The organism is Chitinophaga agri (assembly GCF_010093065.1).
GTDB classification, from domain to species: domain Bacteria; phylum Bacteroidota; class Bacteroidia; order Chitinophagales; family Chitinophagaceae; genus Chitinophaga; species Chitinophaga agri.
Genome location: NZ_CP048113.1, coordinates 4,763,887 through 4,783,086, shown reverse-complemented (window position 1 = coordinate 4,783,086; position 19,200 = coordinate 4,763,887). Strand labels below are relative to the sequence as shown.

General features: G+C 46.9%; 15 protein-coding genes. 3 read left to right on the top strand and 12 right to left on the bottom strand.

Translation table 11 applies throughout. The features are described 5' to 3' along the window. Positions 1-17 precede the first annotated feature (17 nt). Genes GWR21_RS18960 through GWR21_RS18945 form a run of 4 tightly spaced genes read right to left on the bottom strand, consistent with a single transcriptional unit; the run spans position 18 to position 2,848 of the window. On the bottom strand, positions 18-671 hold the full coding sequence (locus GWR21_RS18960; protein ID WP_162333266.1) for a phosphatidylserine decarboxylase family protein: 654 nt from the start codon (positions 669-671) through the stop codon (positions 18-20). A gap of 26 nt (positions 672-697) precedes the next feature. After that, positions 698-1,585 (bottom strand): phosphatidate cytidylyltransferase, encoded by an 888-nt coding sequence (locus GWR21_RS18955; RefSeq protein WP_162333265.1) that lies wholly within the window; start codon positions 1,583-1,585, stop codon positions 698-700. A 40-nt stretch (positions 1,586-1,625) separates the two neighbouring features. Then, positions 1,626-1,847 (bottom strand): putative signal transducing protein, encoded by a 222-nt coding sequence (locus GWR21_RS18950; RefSeq protein WP_162333264.1) that lies wholly within the window; start codon positions 1,845-1,847, stop codon positions 1,626-1,628. Positions 1,848-1,879: 32 nt separating this feature from the next. Continuing rightward, complete coding sequence (locus GWR21_RS18945; protein WP_162333263.1) at positions 1,880-2,848, bottom strand: CPBP family intramembrane glutamic endopeptidase; 969 nt, start codon at positions 2,846-2,848, stop codon at positions 1,880-1,882. 93 nt (positions 2,849-2,941) lie between these two features. Here GWR21_RS18945 and dusB point away from each other — a divergent pair, with 93 nt between their 5' ends. Both dusB and GWR21_RS18935 read left to right on the top strand, forming a co-directional pair. Then, the gene (gene dusB / locus GWR21_RS18940; RefSeq protein WP_162333262.1) at positions 2,942-4,006 is read left to right on the top strand and encodes a tRNA dihydrouridine synthase DusB; all 1,065 of its coding nucleotides are present in this window, start codon (positions 2,942-2,944) and stop codon (positions 4,004-4,006) included. Between the two features lie 31 nt (positions 4,007-4,037). Beyond that, positions 4,038-4,607, top strand: coding sequence for a helix-turn-helix domain-containing protein (locus tag GWR21_RS18935; RefSeq protein ID WP_162333261.1), 570 nt, complete (start codon positions 4,038-4,040; stop codon positions 4,605-4,607). 78 nt (positions 4,608-4,685) lie between these two features. Here the strand turns inward: GWR21_RS18935 and GWR21_RS18930 are convergent, their stop codons facing one another. Together GWR21_RS18930 and GWR21_RS18925 are read right to left on the bottom strand one after the other, a co-directional pair. Continuing rightward, positions 4,686-7,994 carry a DEAD/DEAH box helicase gene (locus GWR21_RS18930; RefSeq protein ID WP_162333260.1) on the bottom strand — a complete coding sequence of 1,103 codons (3,309 nt, stop codon included), beginning with the start codon at positions 7,992-7,994 and terminating at the stop codon, positions 4,686-4,688. Between the two features lie 72 nt (positions 7,995-8,066). Further along, entirely contained in the window at positions 8,067-8,534 is a 468-nt protein-coding gene (locus GWR21_RS18925; protein WP_162333259.1) for a thermonuclease family protein, read from the bottom strand. Between the two features lie 123 nt (positions 8,535-8,657). On the opposite strand from GWR21_RS18925, the gene proC reads away from it, so the two are divergent. Next, positions 8,658-9,458 carry a pyrroline-5-carboxylate reductase gene (gene proC, locus GWR21_RS18920; RefSeq protein WP_162333258.1) on the top strand — a complete coding sequence of 267 codons (801 nt, stop codon included), beginning with the start codon at positions 8,658-8,660 and terminating at the stop codon, positions 9,456-9,458. A 1-nt stretch (position 9,459) separates the two neighbouring features. Here proC and GWR21_RS18915 read toward each other — a convergent pair whose 3' ends face one another. The 6 genes from GWR21_RS18915 to GWR21_RS18890 form a co-directional block, all read right to left on the bottom strand. Then, complete coding sequence (locus GWR21_RS18915) at positions 9,460-9,960, bottom strand: SixA phosphatase family protein (protein WP_162333257.1); 501 nt, start codon at positions 9,958-9,960, stop codon at positions 9,460-9,462. 202 nt (positions 9,961-10,162) lie between these two features. Next, positions 10,163-11,890 (bottom strand): amidophosphoribosyltransferase, encoded by a 1,728-nt coding sequence (locus GWR21_RS18910; RefSeq protein ID WP_238429879.1) that lies wholly within the window; start codon positions 11,888-11,890, stop codon positions 10,163-10,165. 255 nt (positions 11,891-12,145) lie between these two features. Further along, the gene (locus GWR21_RS18905; RefSeq protein WP_162333255.1) at positions 12,146-13,531 is read right to left on the bottom strand and encodes a peptidylprolyl isomerase; all 1,386 of its coding nucleotides are present in this window, start codon (positions 13,529-13,531) and stop codon (positions 12,146-12,148) included. A gap of 90 nt (positions 13,532-13,621) precedes the next feature. Further along, a complete protein-coding gene (gene infB / locus GWR21_RS18900; RefSeq protein ID WP_162333254.1) occupies positions 13,622-17,242 on the bottom strand; it encodes a translation initiation factor IF-2 in 3,621 nt (1,206 codons plus the stop codon). Between the two features lie 124 nt (positions 17,243-17,366). After that, positions 17,367-18,614, bottom strand: coding sequence for a transcription termination factor NusA (gene nusA / locus GWR21_RS18895; protein ID WP_162333253.1), 1,248 nt, complete (start codon positions 18,612-18,614; stop codon positions 17,367-17,369). A 19-nt stretch (positions 18,615-18,633) separates the two neighbouring features. After that, on the bottom strand, positions 18,634-19,098 hold the full coding sequence (locus GWR21_RS18890; RefSeq protein WP_238429877.1) for a ribosome maturation factor RimP: 465 nt from the start codon (positions 19,096-19,098) through the stop codon (positions 18,634-18,636). Positions 19,099-19,200: the final 102 nt, after the last annotated feature.

Below are 19,200 nucleotides of genomic sequence, written 5' to 3'. Positions count from 1 at the left end.
CTAATAAATATAACCAATTATATGTTAGCGATCACTGTCTGACCACCACGAACTACCTGGTCCATTTGTACAGATACTTTGGTACCTACTGGCAGGAAGATGTCAACCCGGGAACCGAACTTGATGAAGCCCAGTTCATCGTTCTGTGTTACCTGCATACCAGGTTTCAGATAGTTCACAATACGGCGCGCCAGTGCACCTGCGATCTGTCTTACCAGAACGTCTGCTTTGCTGTTGCCTATTACTACTGTGTGACGCTCATTCTCGGTTGAGGACTTTGGATGCCAGGCTACCAGGAATTTACCAGCATGATACTGAGATAATTTCACCTGACCGCTGATCGGGTTTCTGTTTACATGCACATTGGCAGGGCTCATGAAAATGGAGACCTGTAAGCGTTTGTCTTTGAAATACTCAGGCTCATAGGTTTCTTCAATCACCACAACTTTTCCATCACAAGGAGCTATTACCAGGGATTCGTCTAGTTTCATCTCTCTGTTCGGAATACGGAAGAAAGAAATGATGAAAAGAAATAATACCAGGGAAAAAGCAGCCACGATTCTGCAAAGCAGTGGCATTTGCCCTAAAAAATAGAAAACAGCGCCGTTGATCAGTGCCAGAACAGCAAATGTCAGTAAAATGGTGCCTAATCCTTCTCGGTGGATCTTCATTGTTGTTGTGTTATTTTAGTGCGAAGTTAAATCATTGCGAAGAAATGTACATATAACCAGGCGAATGGAGCCGCCAGCAGCAAAGAATCGAAGCGATCCATGAACCCGCCATGGCCGGGCATAATACTGCCGGAATCTTTGACACCCGCCATACGTTTCAGTTTGGACTCGATGAGATCGCCGGCCGTTCCGAAGGTCGCCGCAATACCTGCCAGTACCAGCCAGTGCTGCAGAGCCAGGTATTGGCCTCCCCAGAAATGACCATATATACCTGCCGCAGCCACAGCAAGGATCATTCCCCCTACGGTACCCTCAATGGTCTTTTTAGGGGAAATAGCAGGTGCGAAAGGTGTGCGACCGATCAGAGAACCTACAATATATGCCATGGTATCATTGATCCAGATAAAAGCAATGAGCAACATCGGGATCAGCCATCCCGGACCAGTACCAGTTGCCGTTTCGGTAAACTGGATTGTACGGTAGTTCAGGCACAGGTGCACCAGCAAGCCCAGTGAAAGAGTGATGTAGGCTAATCCCAGTGCGGAATAGCCCATATTCTTAAGCTGAAAGTCCTTACTGAGCAGGATTTCGCCAATAGGCATGATCAACAGGAAGATTACGGTCATCCACCAGCCGAGAAAACCCAGTGAGAGATTGGCTGTAGACGAAAAATGCTCTCCTGTAAACGCCATCATCAAGGCACAGCTGGCTACCAGCAGGCCTGTTTTATGCCAGCCGGAGATATTATTATAATCCGGGTCAATATGACGGATCAGTTTAAAATATTCCTGCAGCGCAAAGAAGTTGATCAGAAAGAACAACAGGAAAAAAGTAAAAGGACTATACAGTATCCCGCCTAGCATGACCACCACAAAGACAAGAGCGGTAGCAGTACGGGTAAAAAATGTTTTCATGTAAAAGTGATTGTTTTAGCAATTTCGATATGGGTGAGCATCAGGACAAGGCTTCCGGATTTTGTTCCAGCAGCCGGCGGGCGTCCGCTTCCTGGGAATTGTGTACGAACAATTCGGCCATGCCTGGTAATGCCACCAGATAGGAAGAGTCCTGTCTGTTCACGAGGACCACATTAATGCCGTTTTCTTCCAGCATTCCTTTTATGATCTCAGCCCGGAACACCTGGTTAGTATTATAAATTTTAACCCAGTCTTTTTCCATAATAATCTGTTTGTTAGAATCAAAAGTACAAATTACTTGCCTATTGATTCAACATTGTCTGAAAAGTCGTCTTTACGTGATGTATAAATCCTGTCACTGGCGGATGTACGCTTATATAATATCCAGACAGCTCCTATTGTCAGGGCCAGACTGCCGGCCGCCAGGTACCAATCGGTGGCCCCGGCTTCCATAGGATCGGTTTTAATCACTTTTATCTGGTAAAGGTAAACCATCGTGACCTGTAGACCGTTATTAAGAAAGTGACCAACTATAGATAGCCATAAATTACCGCTCAGGTAAAAGATGGCACCGAGAAGAAATCCGAGTAGCACACGGGGAATAAAGTCCATCCATTGCATGTGAATGGCACTGAAGCAGATAGCTGTGATTACGATGGCCAGCCAGGGTACTTTGGGCATCATTTTAATAAAGAGCTGCTGCACCACTCCCCGGAAGAAGAATTCTTCTGCTATGGCCGGAATGATGGCTATCATGACCAGATTAATGAGCCAACTGGAAATATCGGGCATGATGAGCATAGTACGTGTAAGCGCTTCGGTCTGTTTTTCTGCTTCTCTCAGTGCTGGTGAAAATGGCCATGTATGGTTCCAGTCTCCGGTATAGCTAACAAATGGCAAAGCCATCAGCATGATTAAAAGCGCTAATATAACAGGCAGGTAGCGGGGTTTGCGGTCTATACGCAGCCAGTTACCGGGGCGCTCAAAACTCAGCCATGCGAAAATTACGGGGGGGAATAAATAAACTACCAAAGTGTATAGAAATTGCGTTAATTTCAGATAGCCGAGAACTTTAGGGGATACTGGCTGGGAGTTACTTGTAGCCCATGTCAGCTCTCTCTGGATTGTAAGCAGGGACTGGCCACTTATCAGCGGAAATATGGCTGCCAGAAAAATAAAATACAGCAATGCACAAATCAGGAATGCCAGCATAAATGCCGCAAACTGTAAGGCGGGCGAAGATTGCTTCAATCGGCCTGTCATAGTTTAAATTTGCGTAAATTTACATTGTGAAATCGAGTTGACAATTGCTTTTCGGATGAACCGAAGGGTCACAGGTCAGCAATAAATGATAAAATGGTAAAGATTGGAAATATAACATTAGGCAATTTTCCGCTATTGCTTGCTCCTATGGAGGATGTTAGTGACCCGCCATTTCGTGCGGTATGTAAAGAGAATGGTGCGGACCTGATGTATTCTGAGTTTATCTCTTCGGAGGGACTTATACGTGATGCGATTAAGAGCCGGAAGAAGCTCGACATCTTTGATTACGAACGCCCTGTGGGCATTCAGATATTCGGAGGGGACGAAGAACCAATGGCCATGGCCGCCCAGATCGTAGAGGCCGCAAACCCTGACCTGCTGGATATCAACTACGGTTGTCCGGTGAAAAAGGTGGTTTGTAAAGGCGCCGGTTCCGGTATCCTGAAAGATATTCCCAAAATGGTTAAACTGACAGCCGCCGTAGTGAAAGCGACTAAACTGCCAGTAACTGTAAAGACCCGCCTCGGCTGGGACGATGACACCAAAAACATTGAAGAAGTAGCCGAACGTCTGCAGGATGTCGGAATACAGGCCCTGACCATTCATGGCCGTACCCGCACCCAGATGTATAAAGGCAACGCCGACTGGACCCTCATCGGGAAGGTGAAGAATAATCCACGCATACACATACCTATATTCGGTAACGGGGACATATGTACCCCTGAACAGGCCATTGCTGCCCGCGAGAAATACGGGGTGGATGGTATTATGATAGGACGTGCCGCGATCGGGTATCCATGGATATTCAATGAAATTAAGCATTTTATGAAAACAGGTGAACATTTGCCGCCCCCATCTGTTCTTGAACGGGTGAACGTCTGTAAAAAACATCTGCAACATTCAGTGCAGTGGAAGGGTGACATCGTGGGAATACTGGAAATGAGAAGGCACTATACCAATTACCTGAAGGGTTTACCTCATATAAAAGAATTCAGGCAACAATTAGTAACTTGCAGTACATTGGCAGCCGTAGAAGAAGTGTTGGATTCGATAGCATTGCATTACAAAGATCACATAGTAGAAAGGACATCCCCCCTTACTGACCAGAACCTACTGCCAGCAAAAAATGAAGTAGCAGATTGTAACGTTTACGGATAAACCCCAGGTTCAACTATTAAATTTCTTTCACATGGCCACGATTAAAAATCTGAAAAATGAAGTCTGGAAAGACTTGCAGATTAAAAATAAATCTGCCCTGCGTAAAAAGTATGCAGTCTCTAACATGGGAAGAGTGATCAGCTATTACGAAGATATTTCCGACGGGAAATTGTTGTCCGGCTCGACAGTAGAAGGGTATACTGTCCTTAACGTAAAGCCGGCAGACAGTTACCAGTCACTTTATCTTCACCGGGAAGTAGCCAAGTTATTTAATAAGAAGCCGGGACGTACTTACAAGTTCGTTATCCACATGGATTACGACAAAAAGAACAACAAAGCCACCAACCTTCAATGGGCCACCAAAGAAGAAATGGAAGCTCATCAGCAGTTCAGTCCTGCGAAACTGGCCTACAAAGAAAGGCAACGTAACAGGGTTAAAGGCCTGAAGCTGAACATAACCAAAGTGAAAAGTATTAAACGCCTGTTGGCTAAACCCGGCAGGAAAACCATGAAGCAGATCGCTGAACAGTTTGATATCAGCGAAATGCAGCTCTACCGCATAAAAAGCGGTGAGAACTGGAGCCATGTAACATTGGATTAAAGCCTGGTTTTCCGGGAATGATCATATGATGTTGTCTGACATACGGCCATCTGTTTTGTGACAGATGGCTTTTTCTTTTTAGCAACTGATGACGTTATTCAATAAGCCCCGGTAATGCTGACTGGCCCTCAACACCGGCTCATACCCCATAATGATCACCTGATGCCTTGCCCTGGATAATGTTACCAGGAGCTTTCTGTCTACCTCTACCCTATCCTGCTCCCAGTGGAATACGCCAAGGTTCTGCAGTAACCCCAGTTGTACGGGATGATAAATAGCCAGCGAAATGATAATGATATCATTTTCCGCTCCCTGAAATCGTTCAGCCGTGTCAATATTGACAGCCTGTAACTGTTCATCATCTCCGATCATTTCCCGTATAAGGCTGATCTGTGTACGCCATGGCGTTACTACCCCCACGGTATCCCTGCCGAAACGATGTCCATACCGGTTACGCAGGTAGTGCAGCAGTGATACAACCCGGGTGGCCTCCGTACGGTTCATTTTGGATGTTGGTTCCAGCGGACTGGGAATAAATAGTGTGCGCCCCCTGGAGAGTATTTTTGCCCAGTCGTCCGACCCCGGATGCTCGCCTGTGTTATAAGGGAAGGACTGCGTATCGCTTCCTGCTGATAACTGCCCCGCATAGTAATGATTAATCAGGGAGGCAATGTCAGTATGCATGCGGAAATGGGTGTTCAACATGCCCCAGGCGTAGTGCCATTGTTGCTCCTTACAGCGTCTGATAAGCCGTTCAAAGAGCGTACACCGCAGGTCTCCGATGCCGGCATTGACAAGTAACGGATGCTGTGTATGACAAAATAGCTCATCCTGTGCGACCACTGGCGGTAGCTGGTTTTGATCACCGATCAATATAAACTTCCGGAATGGCATTAACAGCCCCAGTAACTGTGGTTCGGTTAGCTGTGATGCCTCATCTGCAATGAGTGTATCTGTTTTGACGCCCAGCGTTTGCAACAACTGAAGACGGGTAGCCATAGTCGCTACTGTGCCTACGAATACCCGCTGACTCAATACGAATTGCGCCGCACCGGCAATATCTCCTTCCATACAATACTGCCGCAGGCGATTCTCTGCTTCTGATCGCCGGCTTCCGAGTCGCATGTGAGCAATGCCTTTGGCTTCCAGTTTACGGCAGATCTCTTCCACTGCCCTGTTGGTAAAGGCAACGACCACTGTTTGGGTATCAGTATTGGCCAGTACATCGACCAGTGCAGTCAGCAGTGCGGAGGTTTTTCCCGTCCCGGGAGGCCCCTGTATAAGATAATAATCCTGTGCTTCCAGCGCCGCCTGCAGGATATGTTGCTGGTTGCTGTTGAACATCCTGGGTACTGGCATGTCCAGTGGTACAGTACTGGGCGCGCGCTGTCCCAGCAGCAATTCCATCTTCCGTTGAAGACGGGGTTCCAGTACATGGAACAGTGCAGTGGCCGCTGCCCAGTAATTGGAATCATAGATATCATGCTCTATTGCCCACAGTTGTTGCTGCGCGAAGAAGTCGTCTGAGATCTGCCGGTTATTCAAAGAGAACGTAAGCGTATCTTTTGCGAGATCATCTATCCTGCCTTTCAATACCTGGTGCCGCAGGGGGTACAGGCCATCCGCTGAACGGGGATAGATAATAGCGGCATCCCCCGGCCGGAAATTGTGGTTGACAGGGATCTCGACGTTAAATACAACTGTACTGCTGTTCGCATCAAAACGCCGGAACTGCAGCCCGGGCATGATATTGAATCGCTCCAGTTTCTCCTTTTCTGATAACAGCCAAAGGGCCGAAAACCCTTCGGCGTCTTCTTCCCGGTCGGGTGCAGAGTACATACCACATTTTGCCAGTAGATATTCCCGCAGCAAAAAGGAAAGAAATTGCTGGTAGTAGGTTCTTAACAGCGGGTCTGCCTTGCTGTATACTTCATGAAAAGCAGTGAAGTGTACTACATTGAAAGCTGGTAATCCTTCTGCTGCGTCTTCTGTGATCTTGTCCAGTATATCATATTCTCCTCCCGCAAGTCTGAGTAGCTGAGAGACAACTTCATTTCTCAGTGAAAGCAGGTCATATTCTCCCTGTCTTGTAGTGGTCACGTTGCGAAGTGGTGTGTCGGCCGCTGCTGAATATAGGATGGCTGAGCTACCCCGTCTTTCGTTGCCGAAGGCAGACTGTAACAGCAGGTTATACCCGACTACCTGCATCTCATGGTTTTTCCAGGCTCCGTAGTCAGGACTACGGCCACTTTTCAGCTCGAAGATCTCTTTCCTCAGTGGGTCATGCTCATCTTCCGCCAGGATATCCAGTCGTCCCTGCAATCCATAAAGAGCTGAAAAGAAGGTCGGCTCTATTCTGACAGGCCGGTTATGCATTTCCGCAGCAGACGCCAGCAGGTTTGGCCAGTGAACGCTGCGGATGTCAGTAAACATGTTATTGAGTTCTGCCTTACCGTAGGCGGCTGCCTGTAATACGTGATCAGCAACCGCTTCTACAAATGACTGACGTAGTTCCATTTGAGGATTACGAAGTACATTATCCAGGAGGGAATTGACCACATTACCTTTAAATGCAGCGATACCAGGTGTTTGTGGCACCAGTTTTCTCACCAGGTAAAGTAGTCTGTGCGCACCCTGTTTGCCGAAGCATTCCGCCAGATCACTAATATCGATCAGCAGGTCAGGTTCCAGTATGATCTGCGTGGCATTGACTGCCTCATATATCTGCGGTGCTTCACTTTTGCTGCAGTTAAGTATATGGATAGTATCATAGGAACGCAGTTGTGTATGTAAAAGCGTAGCCTGTGGGTATACGCTTTCTGAAATGATCAGTTGAAATTGTCCCAGGTCATCATTGCGGCACTCCAGCATGAAGTAAGGCGCATGTCCTGGTTTTTTCTGAAGTATACCAACCTGTATGATCAGGCATTTTAGTTGCGGGATTAAGTCCGCCGCGTGCTCGGGCGTGTATGATAAGATCTCGTCCTTTACATCAGCACACAGTATTTCCAGTGATGCGGGTATCTCTTCTTCATAGAAATACTTAATGGCATCGGCCAGCGTACGGATGCAGACAAGGGCTAATTCGTCGTCGGCTTTCAGGTAGCCGGTAACGGCTTTATAAGTGAGGATCCTGAGTACGGTAAGCTGTTCCTGCACGGGGGCAGGCACAGTATATTTATCAAAGAAGAACTGCATGCGGGCAAACAGGTTGCCGAAGCTGCGGGATTCTTCCCTGGTAAGATAGCGGAATAGTTGTTCCAGCAATGGTCTTAGTTGCCGTATAATCTCTACAGGCGACTGCCTGTCTGAAATTTCCAGCAGACGCATATAACAGGCTTGCCCTGTAAGCTGATGCAGCGGTGCATTGGTCTTATTCACTGACATAATTAATGGGCGGGGCGCCAGGCATTGACAACCGTTAATGACGACGCAAACAGCAAGTTAAGTAAAAACAGCTTAGGCTGCCCTACGTGGTTTGCTTTTCCGCTTTTCTGCCCTGAATTCCCATGGGGCGACAGGCTTGCTGAGTGACCATAACCCCAGCTTCTGTTTTTTCGCCGTTGCCTGTGCTGCGGCTAGTGGCGCACTTTCGGAATAAACGGTATAATGCCAGGCATAACCATCAGAGATCATTCTTCCGTTCACGTACTGCCCGTCAGCACTGTATACCTCTCCTACCCAACGCTGGAACTTATCCTGGCGTAACAGTTCTACTGTAACGGTTGTATTGAAAATAAGGCTGGAAAGAGCCTGCTTGCTTCTTTCGTAGTAGTCCTGACCTTTTTCGGGTGCATCTATAGCATTCAGACGTATTTTATAGGTCGTTTTATTCACAAGCAGTTCAAAAGTATCACCATCCATTATGCGAACGACCTTCCCTTTTACTTTTTTCGGAGGATTGGCTGCTAAGGATAGTTGAAACAAAAGGCATAGGATAAGGCATGACACCACACAATAAAAAACTTTCGGCATTACACGCTGTATTTAGGGATGCGAAGTAACAAATTTTTGTTCTACCTTCCGAAGGATTTAAAGTATTAAGTGAACATGTCCAACAAGAAAATAGCCATTATTGGCGGGGGAAATCTGGGTAGCGCAATCGCTCAGGGACTGTTAAAGAGCGGGTTTTCAATGCCTGCGGACCTGACGGTGACGAAGCGGAACCTTGCTTCATTGAGTGACCTGCAATCATTAGGAGTACAAACAATTTCTGATAACGAAGCTGCTATCCGCGATGCAGAAATTATCGTGGTAGCATTGAAGCCCTATAATGTCAGAGAAGTGCTGGCACAGGTGAAGCATGCTTTTGACCCTTCCCGTCAGATGTTGATCAGCGTGATTACGGGTATTTCGATCGATGATCTGGAACAGATCGCCGGTGCAGGGATGCCTGTGGTAAGAGCGATGCCGAATACGGCGATTGCGATACAGGAGTCTATGACGTGTATCTGCCACAAGAACGTATCAGCAGAACAGGCAGCTTATGTAAAGGAGATGTTCGATCAGCTGGGAGTAGCTGTACTGATTGACGAAAAACTGATGGATGCAGCGACTGTATTAGGTGCCTGCGGTATTGCCTATGCACTCCGTTTTATCAGGGCCAGCATACAGGGTGGTATTGAAATAGGGTTTGATGCACGCACAGCTAATCTGATCGCGGCACAGACCGTGAAAGGGGCTGCTCAGCTATTGATTAAGGAGAACCGCCATCCGGAAGAAGAAATAGACAAGGTAACCACTCCAAAAGGCTGCACCATTGCGGGCCTCAATGAAATGGAACATCAGGGTTTCAGCTCTTCACTGATCAAGGGGATTACTGTTTCTTACAATAAGATCGCCAAGGATTAACTCAGACAACTTCCTGTTTGGGATAATCAAAGAAAAGGAAAGACTTTCTGGCACTGTCAAAGTTGTTCCAGGAGTCAATATTGGCCTGGACAGCAAAAACGCCGGATGTGGGAATATTGTCAATCCTGATTTCCTGGGTTAAATAGTTCGCAAAATCCGTAATACCAGGATTGTGCGCAAAGATGGCCACTGTGTCGATGTCGTCATCTACTTTTGTGATCACTTTCAGAAAGGTGGAAGCGTAGCATAGATACAATTCGTCTTCCAGCAAAATGGCGTCTTTATCATACGACCATTCTTTCGCCATTATCCGTGCAGTAGTTTTCGTGCGTTTGGCAGGACTGGCGATCAGCAGTTCGGGTACGATGCCTCTGTGGGTCAGTCTGTTGGCCATTTCCGGCGCATTCTGTTTGCCACGCTTGTTAAGTGGTCTGTCGAAATCGTCTACATCGGGGTCATTCCAGCTTGATTTGGCATGACGGATCAGTAATAATGTTTTCATAACAACAATGTTATTATGCAGCAGAGGATCCTGCCGGAGGTTTGAGTTAGTATTAACAATTAATACTGACGAATTTACGGATTTTACTGAAAGGATGTATGGTACAGGGGGCTCAGCAAGCCCTGTTAGTGGGGATTTAAAGGAAATTTAATAATAGAAAAGATATAAAAAAGGCCTGTTTTAAACAGGCCTTTTTCTATTATTAGTATCCTCTTTCGTTCTTGCCTTCCATGTAGTTCATGAAAGCCTTATTCACTACGCGGTTACCACCCGGAGTCGGGAAGTTACCCGTGAAGTACCAGTCGCCCAGGTTATTAGGACAAGCCTGGTGCAGACCATCGATGGACTGGTAGATGACATCTACTTTAGCACCGATGTTCTTTGGAGTGATGATCTCAGCGATCTTCGCAGAGATCTCTTCGGTAGTGAATGGTTTATAGATGTTTCTTACCACATTCTGTGCATGCAGGGTATTGGTACGCTCAAGCTCCTTACAGAGACCATAAGCTTCCTGAAGAATGTGTTCCTTGCCGTGATCTTTAAGGAGCTCGATGGCCGCCTTAAATGCCACGAAATCGCCTATTTTACTCATGTCAATACCGTAGCAATCCGGATAACGGATCTGCGGAGCGGAAGACACAACGATGATGCGTTTTGGTCCCAGACGGTCAAGCATTCTGATAATACTTTCACGCAGGGTGGTACCGCGAACGATAGAGTCATCGATCACTACCAGGGTATCGACCCCCGGACGTACAGTACCGTAAGTGATGTCGTACACGTGTTGTACCATTTCATTACGGCCGGTATCAGCAGTGATGAATGTGCGCATTTTCACATCTTTGATGGCGATCTTGTCTATACGGATCCGGCGGTTGACCATTTCCGACAATTTTTCTTCATCAAAGTCTTTACCCCATGACAGGATACGCTCTATCTTGATCTTGTTCAGGTAATCTTCCAGTCCTTTCAGCATACCGTAGAAGGCGATTTCCGCCGTATTAGGTATGAAGGAGAAGATGGTATTACGCAGGTCGTTATCAATGCTTTTCAGCACTGTTTCTGAAAGGTTGTAACCTAAAGCGGTACGTTCCTTATAGATCTTTTCGTCGTTACCACGGGAGAAATAGATACGCTCGAAGCTACAAGCTCTGCGTTCCTTAGGCTGGAGTATCTGCTCAATACTATACTCACCGTTCTCTTTTACGATCAGGGCGTTACCTGGCATCAGTTCCAGTACTTCGTTCTCACCTACGTTAAAGGCGGTGCGGATAGCTGCACGTTCAGATGCGGCAACGATCACCTCGTCGTTAACATAGTAGTACGAAGGACGGATACCATACGCATCACGCATTACGAACGCGTCTCCACTACCTATCAGACCACTAACGTGATAGCCTCCGTCAAACATGGAAAATGCTTTCTGGAGAATGCTTTTCACATCCAGTCCGTTACGTTTTTCCTCATCTTCCTGGCTCAGGAAGTGGTGAATTACTTCCAGCATAGCAGCAAGGTCACTGTTGCGGTGTGTTTCACCCGGGGTTACATTGACAAACTTGAACAGTTCATCCACGTTTACCAGGTTGAAGTTACCGGCAAGTGCAAGGTTGCGTGCAGGAATAGTATTGTGACGTACGAAGGGGTGGCAGAGTTCTACGTTGTTTTTACCCTGGGTGGCGTAGCGGAGGTGGCCCATTAAGAGTTCTCCCAGGAAACGTATGTGGCCTTTCATGAGGCCTGGGTATTTGGTGATTTCCGGCTGGTACTTCTCGATTTCGTCTATTTCGTCTCTGACCTTAGCAAAGATATCTCCTATTGCTTGCGGGGCACTGCTTCGCAGGCGATGCATGAAAGGTACTCCTGGTTCCGTGTTTAACTTCACTGTGGCAATACCTGCTCCGTCCTGTCCGCGGTTATGTTGTTTCTCCATCAGGAGGTACAACTTGTTTAGTCCGTAGAAAACCGATCCGTATTGCTGTTGATAATAAGAAAACGGTTTCCTGAGTCTAATAAATGCTAACCCGCATTCATGTTTTATGTCATCACTCATCCCTATTAGAATTGAAGGCGCAAAGTTACGGGTAAAAACCGGAATGCCCAACGGCCTGTGATAAATGCAATGGTATCTGAAAAGAAGAATCCCCGGTATTCATATATACCGGGGATTCCTATTCAATTATATGTGTTATTGTTTTGCTATACCTCCCATCCACTGGTTGATGTGGTTACATTGTCTGAACTCATCATCTACATGGATATAATATGTCGGGATCTTTTCTCTTAACCATTTATCACGCGCGTCCTGCTGTTTCAACTGAAGTGTACGTTGCTGGATGCGGGAATAGTCATCGTTCATATTCTCACGGTGTGGCTGTGTACGTGTTTTCAGATAAACAAGACGAACACCGTTACGGCCATTAGGATCATCATCAACATACGTTATTGGCTTGGAAATACCACCTGTTTTCAGGGTGTCCAGCAGCAATACGATATCTCTTTCTGATGGCTGGTCCAGCTGGTCGATAGTGATATAGGTGGTGCCGTTCATTTTATTCTGCAGCATACCGCCGTCAAATTTCGACGTTGGCAGCGTGCTGTATTTCGTCACGGCCTCAGAGAAAGTCATCTTACCATTCAGGATCACCGTGCGTACGCTATCCAGCAGTTTGGTTGCTTCCGCCAGGTCGCTACGGGTAACGTTTGGCCGAAGCAGGATATGCTGTACGGTGATGTTATCACCCTGACGTTTAATACATTGGATCAGGTGATAACCGAACTGAGACTTTACCGGGGACGAGATCTCATTTTCTTTCAGTCGGAAAGAAGCGGAGAGGAAATCCGGATCCCAATGTTTGTCATTACGGTTCAGGATATACACGCCTTTATTCTCTTTAGCGCCCGGATCTTCAGAATAAAGGATGGCCAGACGACCAAAGTCACTGGTTTTATCCTGTACCTGCTTCTTAAATTCCAGCAGACGATCAATCGCATACTGGTCCATTTCTTTGGTGGCTTTCGGCTGTATTACGATCTGACCGATTTCCAGTTCTGATTCATAGAACTGGAGACTGTCTTTCGGAATAGCATCGAAATATCTTTTTACCTCGGAAGGGGTAACTTTTACGGAGCTGGTGATCTTATCCTGCATTGCTTTAGCGAGTAGGCCTTCCTTAATTGGCTGACGGAAACGTTCTTTCAGCTGATAAATAGAATAGCCGGTCACCTCTTTCATTTTCTCAGGACTACCATACATGTCCTGGAAATAACGAATACGGTTTTCGATCTGGCCGTCTACGTCGGCATCACTTACAGGTAAGCTGTCTCTCTCTGCCTGCATTACCATAACTTTCTGGGAAATGATCTGTTCCATGATCAAACAGGCAGCATCAGGAGGCAGGTTACCATCTGGAATGCTACGTTGCATATTCACCATCTCTCCTTCTATATCTGATCTTAGTACGATCTTGTCGCCCACAATCGCGGCTATTTTATCGGCCACCATTTTCTTCTGGGCAACGGCTACCTGGCACAGTAGTAAAGTACCTGCAGAAAGTGCAAAAATTTTGTTCATGATAACAAGTGCAGTGAATTTCAAAAATAGCCAATAAAAAATAAGCCGCATGATAGCGGCTTATCTTTTTAACAAAAGTTTATACTGATATTATAAAGTTCTCTTTACTTCTACTTCTTCGAAGCCTTCTACGATATCGCCCACCTGGAGTGCACTGTAGTTTTTGATACTCAGACCACATTCCATATTGGCGGCAACTTCCTTCACGTCGTCTTTGTAGCGTTTCAGAGAGGCCAGTTCGCCGGTGTAGACCACGATACCATCGCGCACAACGTTTATACGTGTGTTTCTGGTGATCTTTCCGTCCAGAACAAAACAACCTGCAACGGTTACCTTGTCGAAGCGGTAAGTTTCGCGAATCTCCACATTGGCTACCACTTTCTTTTCGATCTTCGGCTCCAGCATACCTTCCATCGCGCTCTTCAGTTCGTCGATCGCGTCGTAGATGATAGAGTAAGTACGGATCTCGATGTTCTCTTTCTCTGCCAGTTTTGAAGCCTGAGAAGAAGGACGTACCTGGAAACCTACGATGATCGCATCGGAAGCCGTTGCCAGCAATACGTCTGATTCGGTGATCTGACCTACGGCTTTGTGCACCACGCTTACCACGATCTCTTCGGTCGACAGTTTCTGCAGGGAGTCGCTTAATGCTTCTACGGAACCATCAAAGTCACCCTTGATGATGAGGTTGAGCTGTTTGAAGTTACCCAGGGCAAGACGACGGCCAATCTCATCCAGTGTGATGTGTTTCTTGGTACGGATACCTTGTTCACGGATGATCTGAGCACGGCGGTTAGCCACTTCTTTTGCTTCAGATTCGTCTTCATACATGCGGAATTTCTCACCTGCCTGAGGAGCGCCGTTCAGACCCAGTACCTGTACAGGTGAAGAAGGTCCTACGGAATCAACACGTTGTCCACGTTCGTTGAACATCGCCTTGATCTTACCGAAGTTAGAACCGGAGGCGATCGTATCACCCTGGCGCAGCGTACCGCTCTGTACCAGCAGGGTAGCTACGTAACCACGGCCTTTATCGAGGGATGCTTCGATCACGCTACCGGAAGCCTCTCTGTTAGGATTCGCTTTCAGTTCGAGTAATTCAGCTTCGAGGAGTATTTTTTCCAGCAGGACGTCTATGTTCAGACCGCTCTTGGCAGAAATTTCCTGGCTTTGGTATTTACCACCCCAGTCTTCCACCAGCAGGTTCATACCGGCCAGCTGTTCTTTAATTTTTTCAGGATTTGCGCCGTCTTTATCCACCTTGTTGATAGCAAATACCATTGGCAGACCAGCGGCCTGTGAGTGGGAGATCGCTTCACGTGTTTGTGGCATGATGGCGTCATCAGCAGCGATCACGATGATTGCGATATCTGCTACTTTGGCACCACGGGCACGCATCGCGGTAAACGCTTCGTGACCAGGCGTATCGAGGAAGGTCAGTTTCTTACCTGAGGCAGTTACCACCTGGTAAGCACCGATGTGCTGGGTGATACCACCTGCTTCACCGGATACCACATTGGCGTTACGGATGTAGTCAAGCAGGGAGGTCTTACCGTGGTCAACGTGACCCATAATAGTCACGATTGGCGCTCTTGGCAGCAGATCTTCCTCATTATCAGTTACTTCTTCTTCATCTATTTCATCAGCGTCATCTACACCGATGAATTCCACTTCATAACCGAACTCTCCGGCTACCAGTTCTATTACCTCAGCATCAAGACGTTGGTTAATAGACACCATGATACCGAGTCCCATACATTTTGAGATCACTTCGGCGAAGCTTACATCCATCAGGTTCGCCAGTTCACTCACAGATACGAATTCAGTAACCTGGAGTTTGTTGCCTTCAGCGCCCTGGTTGGCCATTTGCTCTGCGAGTTCATGGCGTTTTTCACGGCGTTGTTTGGCTTTGACGTTTTTACCTCGGTTACCACCGCCCATTTTGGCCATGGTTTCCTTGATCTTATTCTGGATCTCGTTTTTGTCGATTTCTTTGTCTTCAGGTCTTCTGTTGTTGTCGCGGTTATTACCGTACCCTCCATGCTGACCACCCTGGCGGTTACCGAAGTTGCCACCCGGTCTGTTACCGTGCTGGCCTGGTCCACCTGGTCTGTGACCACCTGGTCCACCCTGACGGTTACCACCGCCATGTTGGCTACCACCACCTGGTCTGTTACCGCCTCCACCATGCTGGCCTGGTCCACCTGGACGGCCATCGCGGTTAGGAGCGGCGTGAGGTCTGTTCTGACCACCGCCTGGTCGGTTATTATTATTGTTATTATCGCGGTTACCCTGGTTACCGTGATTACGGTTATCCCTGTTGAAGTCGCGGTTACCGGAGTTACGGTTATCGCGGTTGTCTGGGTTACCACCTTTAGAAAGATCGCCTGGTTGAACAGGTTCGGGTTTCTTCTCAACTATAATGCGCTTACGCTTACGGTTGTTGTCGGCATTATTATTATTGTTGCCGCCGCGGTTGAAATTGTTGTTACCCTTGTTATCGCGTCTTTCTGTGTGTACGGGCAAGTCGATCTTTCCGATCACTTTCGGGCCGGTTAATTTTTCTGCCTGGATATTTTGAATAGTGGCAGTGGTTCCGGTGTCGTCCTGCTCTGATGCTTGCGCTGTAATAGCTGCTGCTGCAACTTCGTCCATATGCTGTGCGGCCGGTTTCTTGGTGACTGTTTCTTTCACTTCTGCCGGTTCTTTTGTTTTTTCCTGAGCAGCTGCCGGTTTTTCGGCTGCCGGCGCTTGTTTCTCTTCTACAGCGGGGACAGCAGGTTTTTCAGCAGCGGGTGCAGTTGTTTTTTCTTGTTGTACTGGTTGAACGTTTTGTACTTGCTGAACGGGTTGCACAGGTTTCACTTCCGGTTGTGCGGCAGGTTTTGCGGCTTCTACCGGAGGTTGCTGTTGGGCAACGGGTTGTTGCGTTGTCTGAGCCTGTGGCAGTGGTGCCGGTTCTTTCACCGGTACTTTTTCAACAGCCGGAGGCTCTGGTTGCCTCACGGCAGCCGGTTTCTCTTCCTGTTCAGGTTTTTTAGTAACCGGAGGAACAGGAGGTTTTTTAGGTCTGTTCAGCGCATCCAGGTCAATAGTAGCCACGACTTTCGGGCCATTGATCCTAGGTGTGTCTGTTTTTATAACTTCCGGAGTTTCCGGCTGAGTAGTTGCAGGCGGCGTTTTCTCGGCAACAGGTTGCTGAGGCGCTGCGACAGGCTCTTTCGGACCCTCTTCTGTTTTGGTAACAGGTGGTTTAACTTCCGCAACTGGTACCGGCTCGGGTTTAGGTTCAGGCTTGGGCTCGGGTTTAGGTTCGGGCTTAGGCTCTGCCTTTGGTTCCGGGATCGGTTCTGGTTTTGGTTCGGGTTTGGGTGCTTCAACTGCAACCGCGGGAGTGGGTTCCTCTTTAGGAGCTGCTTCTTTCTTCTTGGCTGCTGCCTCTGCTTCTTCTTTTTCTTTCTTCTTCATTGCATCTAACACGCTTCCTTTAGGCAGGGCTATCTGATCGCTTTTGCGTTTGTTAGCCTTGTCCTGTTGGAATTCGGACTGCAGCGCTGCATACATCTGAGCATTAAGGCGTGCGTTGGGTGAGCCAAAGCCTCCCATATCATAGCCCTTATTAGCAAGGAAATCGATCAACGTTTCCTTACCAATATTGAACTCCTTGGCTGCAGCCAGCAATCGTGGCGTGTTGTTTGTTACTTCAGGCATATTGTAATCTCGGGCCTCCCCATTTTTCCCGTTGGCTAACGGGACTCCTTTTTAACAATTAACAATAACTAAAAAATACTTCTGTCAAGCAAGCCCACATCCCGGGGAAGTTAGTGGTGTGAACCTACTCTTTATCAAATTCTTCCTGTAGTATTCTTCTTACATCTTTTACAGTTTCCTCTTCCAGATCTGAACGACGTACCAGTTCCTCTACAGTCAGGTCAAGCACACTACGGGCAGTGTCACAACCTATACGTTTGAGTTCATCCAGTATCCATTCTTCGATTTCATCAGAGAATTCGCTCAGGTCAATGTCGTATTCAGCCTGTTCCTGTTCTTCGTCACGGAAGACATCTATTTCATAACCTGTCAATTCACAGGCCAGTTTTATATTGACGCCTTTTTTACCGATAGCCAGGGACACCTGATCAGCCTTGAGGAAAACAGAAGCGTATTTATTCTCATTATCTACCTCCATCCGGCTGATCCTTGCTGGCGTGAGTGCACGCTGGATCAACAGCTGGATATTGGCGGTATAATTAATGATATCAATATTTTCGTTACGCAGTTCACGCACAATACCGTGAATACGGCTACCTTTCATACCCACACATGCACCAACCGGGTCAATACGGTCGTCATAAGACTCTACCGCCACTTTGGCTCTTTCTCCAGGTTCGCGTACGATTTTCTTAATTACGATCAGGCCGTCAAAGATCTCCGGAACTTCAATTTCCAGCAATTTTGCCAGGAAGGTAGGATGGGTGCGGGAAAGTATGATAAGCGGAGCGTTGTTTTTCATCTCCACCTTCTTAACTACTGCCCTTACATTTTCACCTTTCTTGAAATAATCGGTAGGAATTTGTTCAGATTTAGGTAAAATTAACTCATTCCTTTCATCATCAAGCAATAAAACTTCTTTTTTCCAAACCTGGTACACTTCACCGGTTACAATTTCACCGACACGGTCTGCATATTTCTTAACGAGAATGTTCTTTTTCAGGTCACCGATACGGGCAGAAAGTGTCTGCTTAGCAGCCAGGATGGCTCTGCGGCCGAAATCCAGGATCTCTACCTCTTCATACAGATCTTCACCTACCTGATAATCTGGTTCAACTAAAATGGCTTCCGAATAAGCGATCTGGGCATTATCATCTTCCACCTCTCCATCTGTTACAATGGTACGGCGGCGTAAAATTTCCAGGTCACCTTTCTCAGTATTTACAATCACGTCAAAGTTCTCATCAGAGCCATACTTTTTACGGAGAAGAGTCTTGAACACATCTTCCAACACTTTCATTAACGTCGGGCGGTCAATGTTTTCCGCCTCTTTAAACTCCGTGAATGACTCAATCAGGTTAATACTAGCCATGTTTCGGTTATATTATATTTTAAAACACGATGCACACCTTCGTGTGCTTGATTTCATTTAAGTTTATCTCTGTTGTTTTTTTCTCCTTTTTCTTACCCACCTGCTCTTCAATTGTTACAATCTCCTCAGTTACAGACACCAGCGTACCTTCTTTTTCGGAGTTATCCAATAAAGTAACAGCTACCTTGCGACCAATATTTTTTAAGTATTGACGGAGAAGTTTCAACGGCTCGTCCAGTCCGGGGGAAGATACTTCCAGGGAAAAATCATTGTCCGGGAACAAATTAGCTTCTTCCAGCCTGGTGTACAGGTTCCGGTTGAATGCGACCAGCTTATCTACCGGAACACCATTATCCCCATCTACAAAGAGTTTTACATTATTTGTGGGTTTTATCCGCACGTCTACTACGAAGTATTCAGGATAAGGCGACAGCATTTCAGCAGCCATGTCCCGGATATTTGTTATTACTTGTTCGTTTGCCATAAAAAAACGAGAAGGGGACCGCTCAGTCCCCTTCGTTAGTATCATTTTCCTAATGCAAAATTAGCATTTTATTTTGATCCAAGAACATTTTCTTTAACTTGT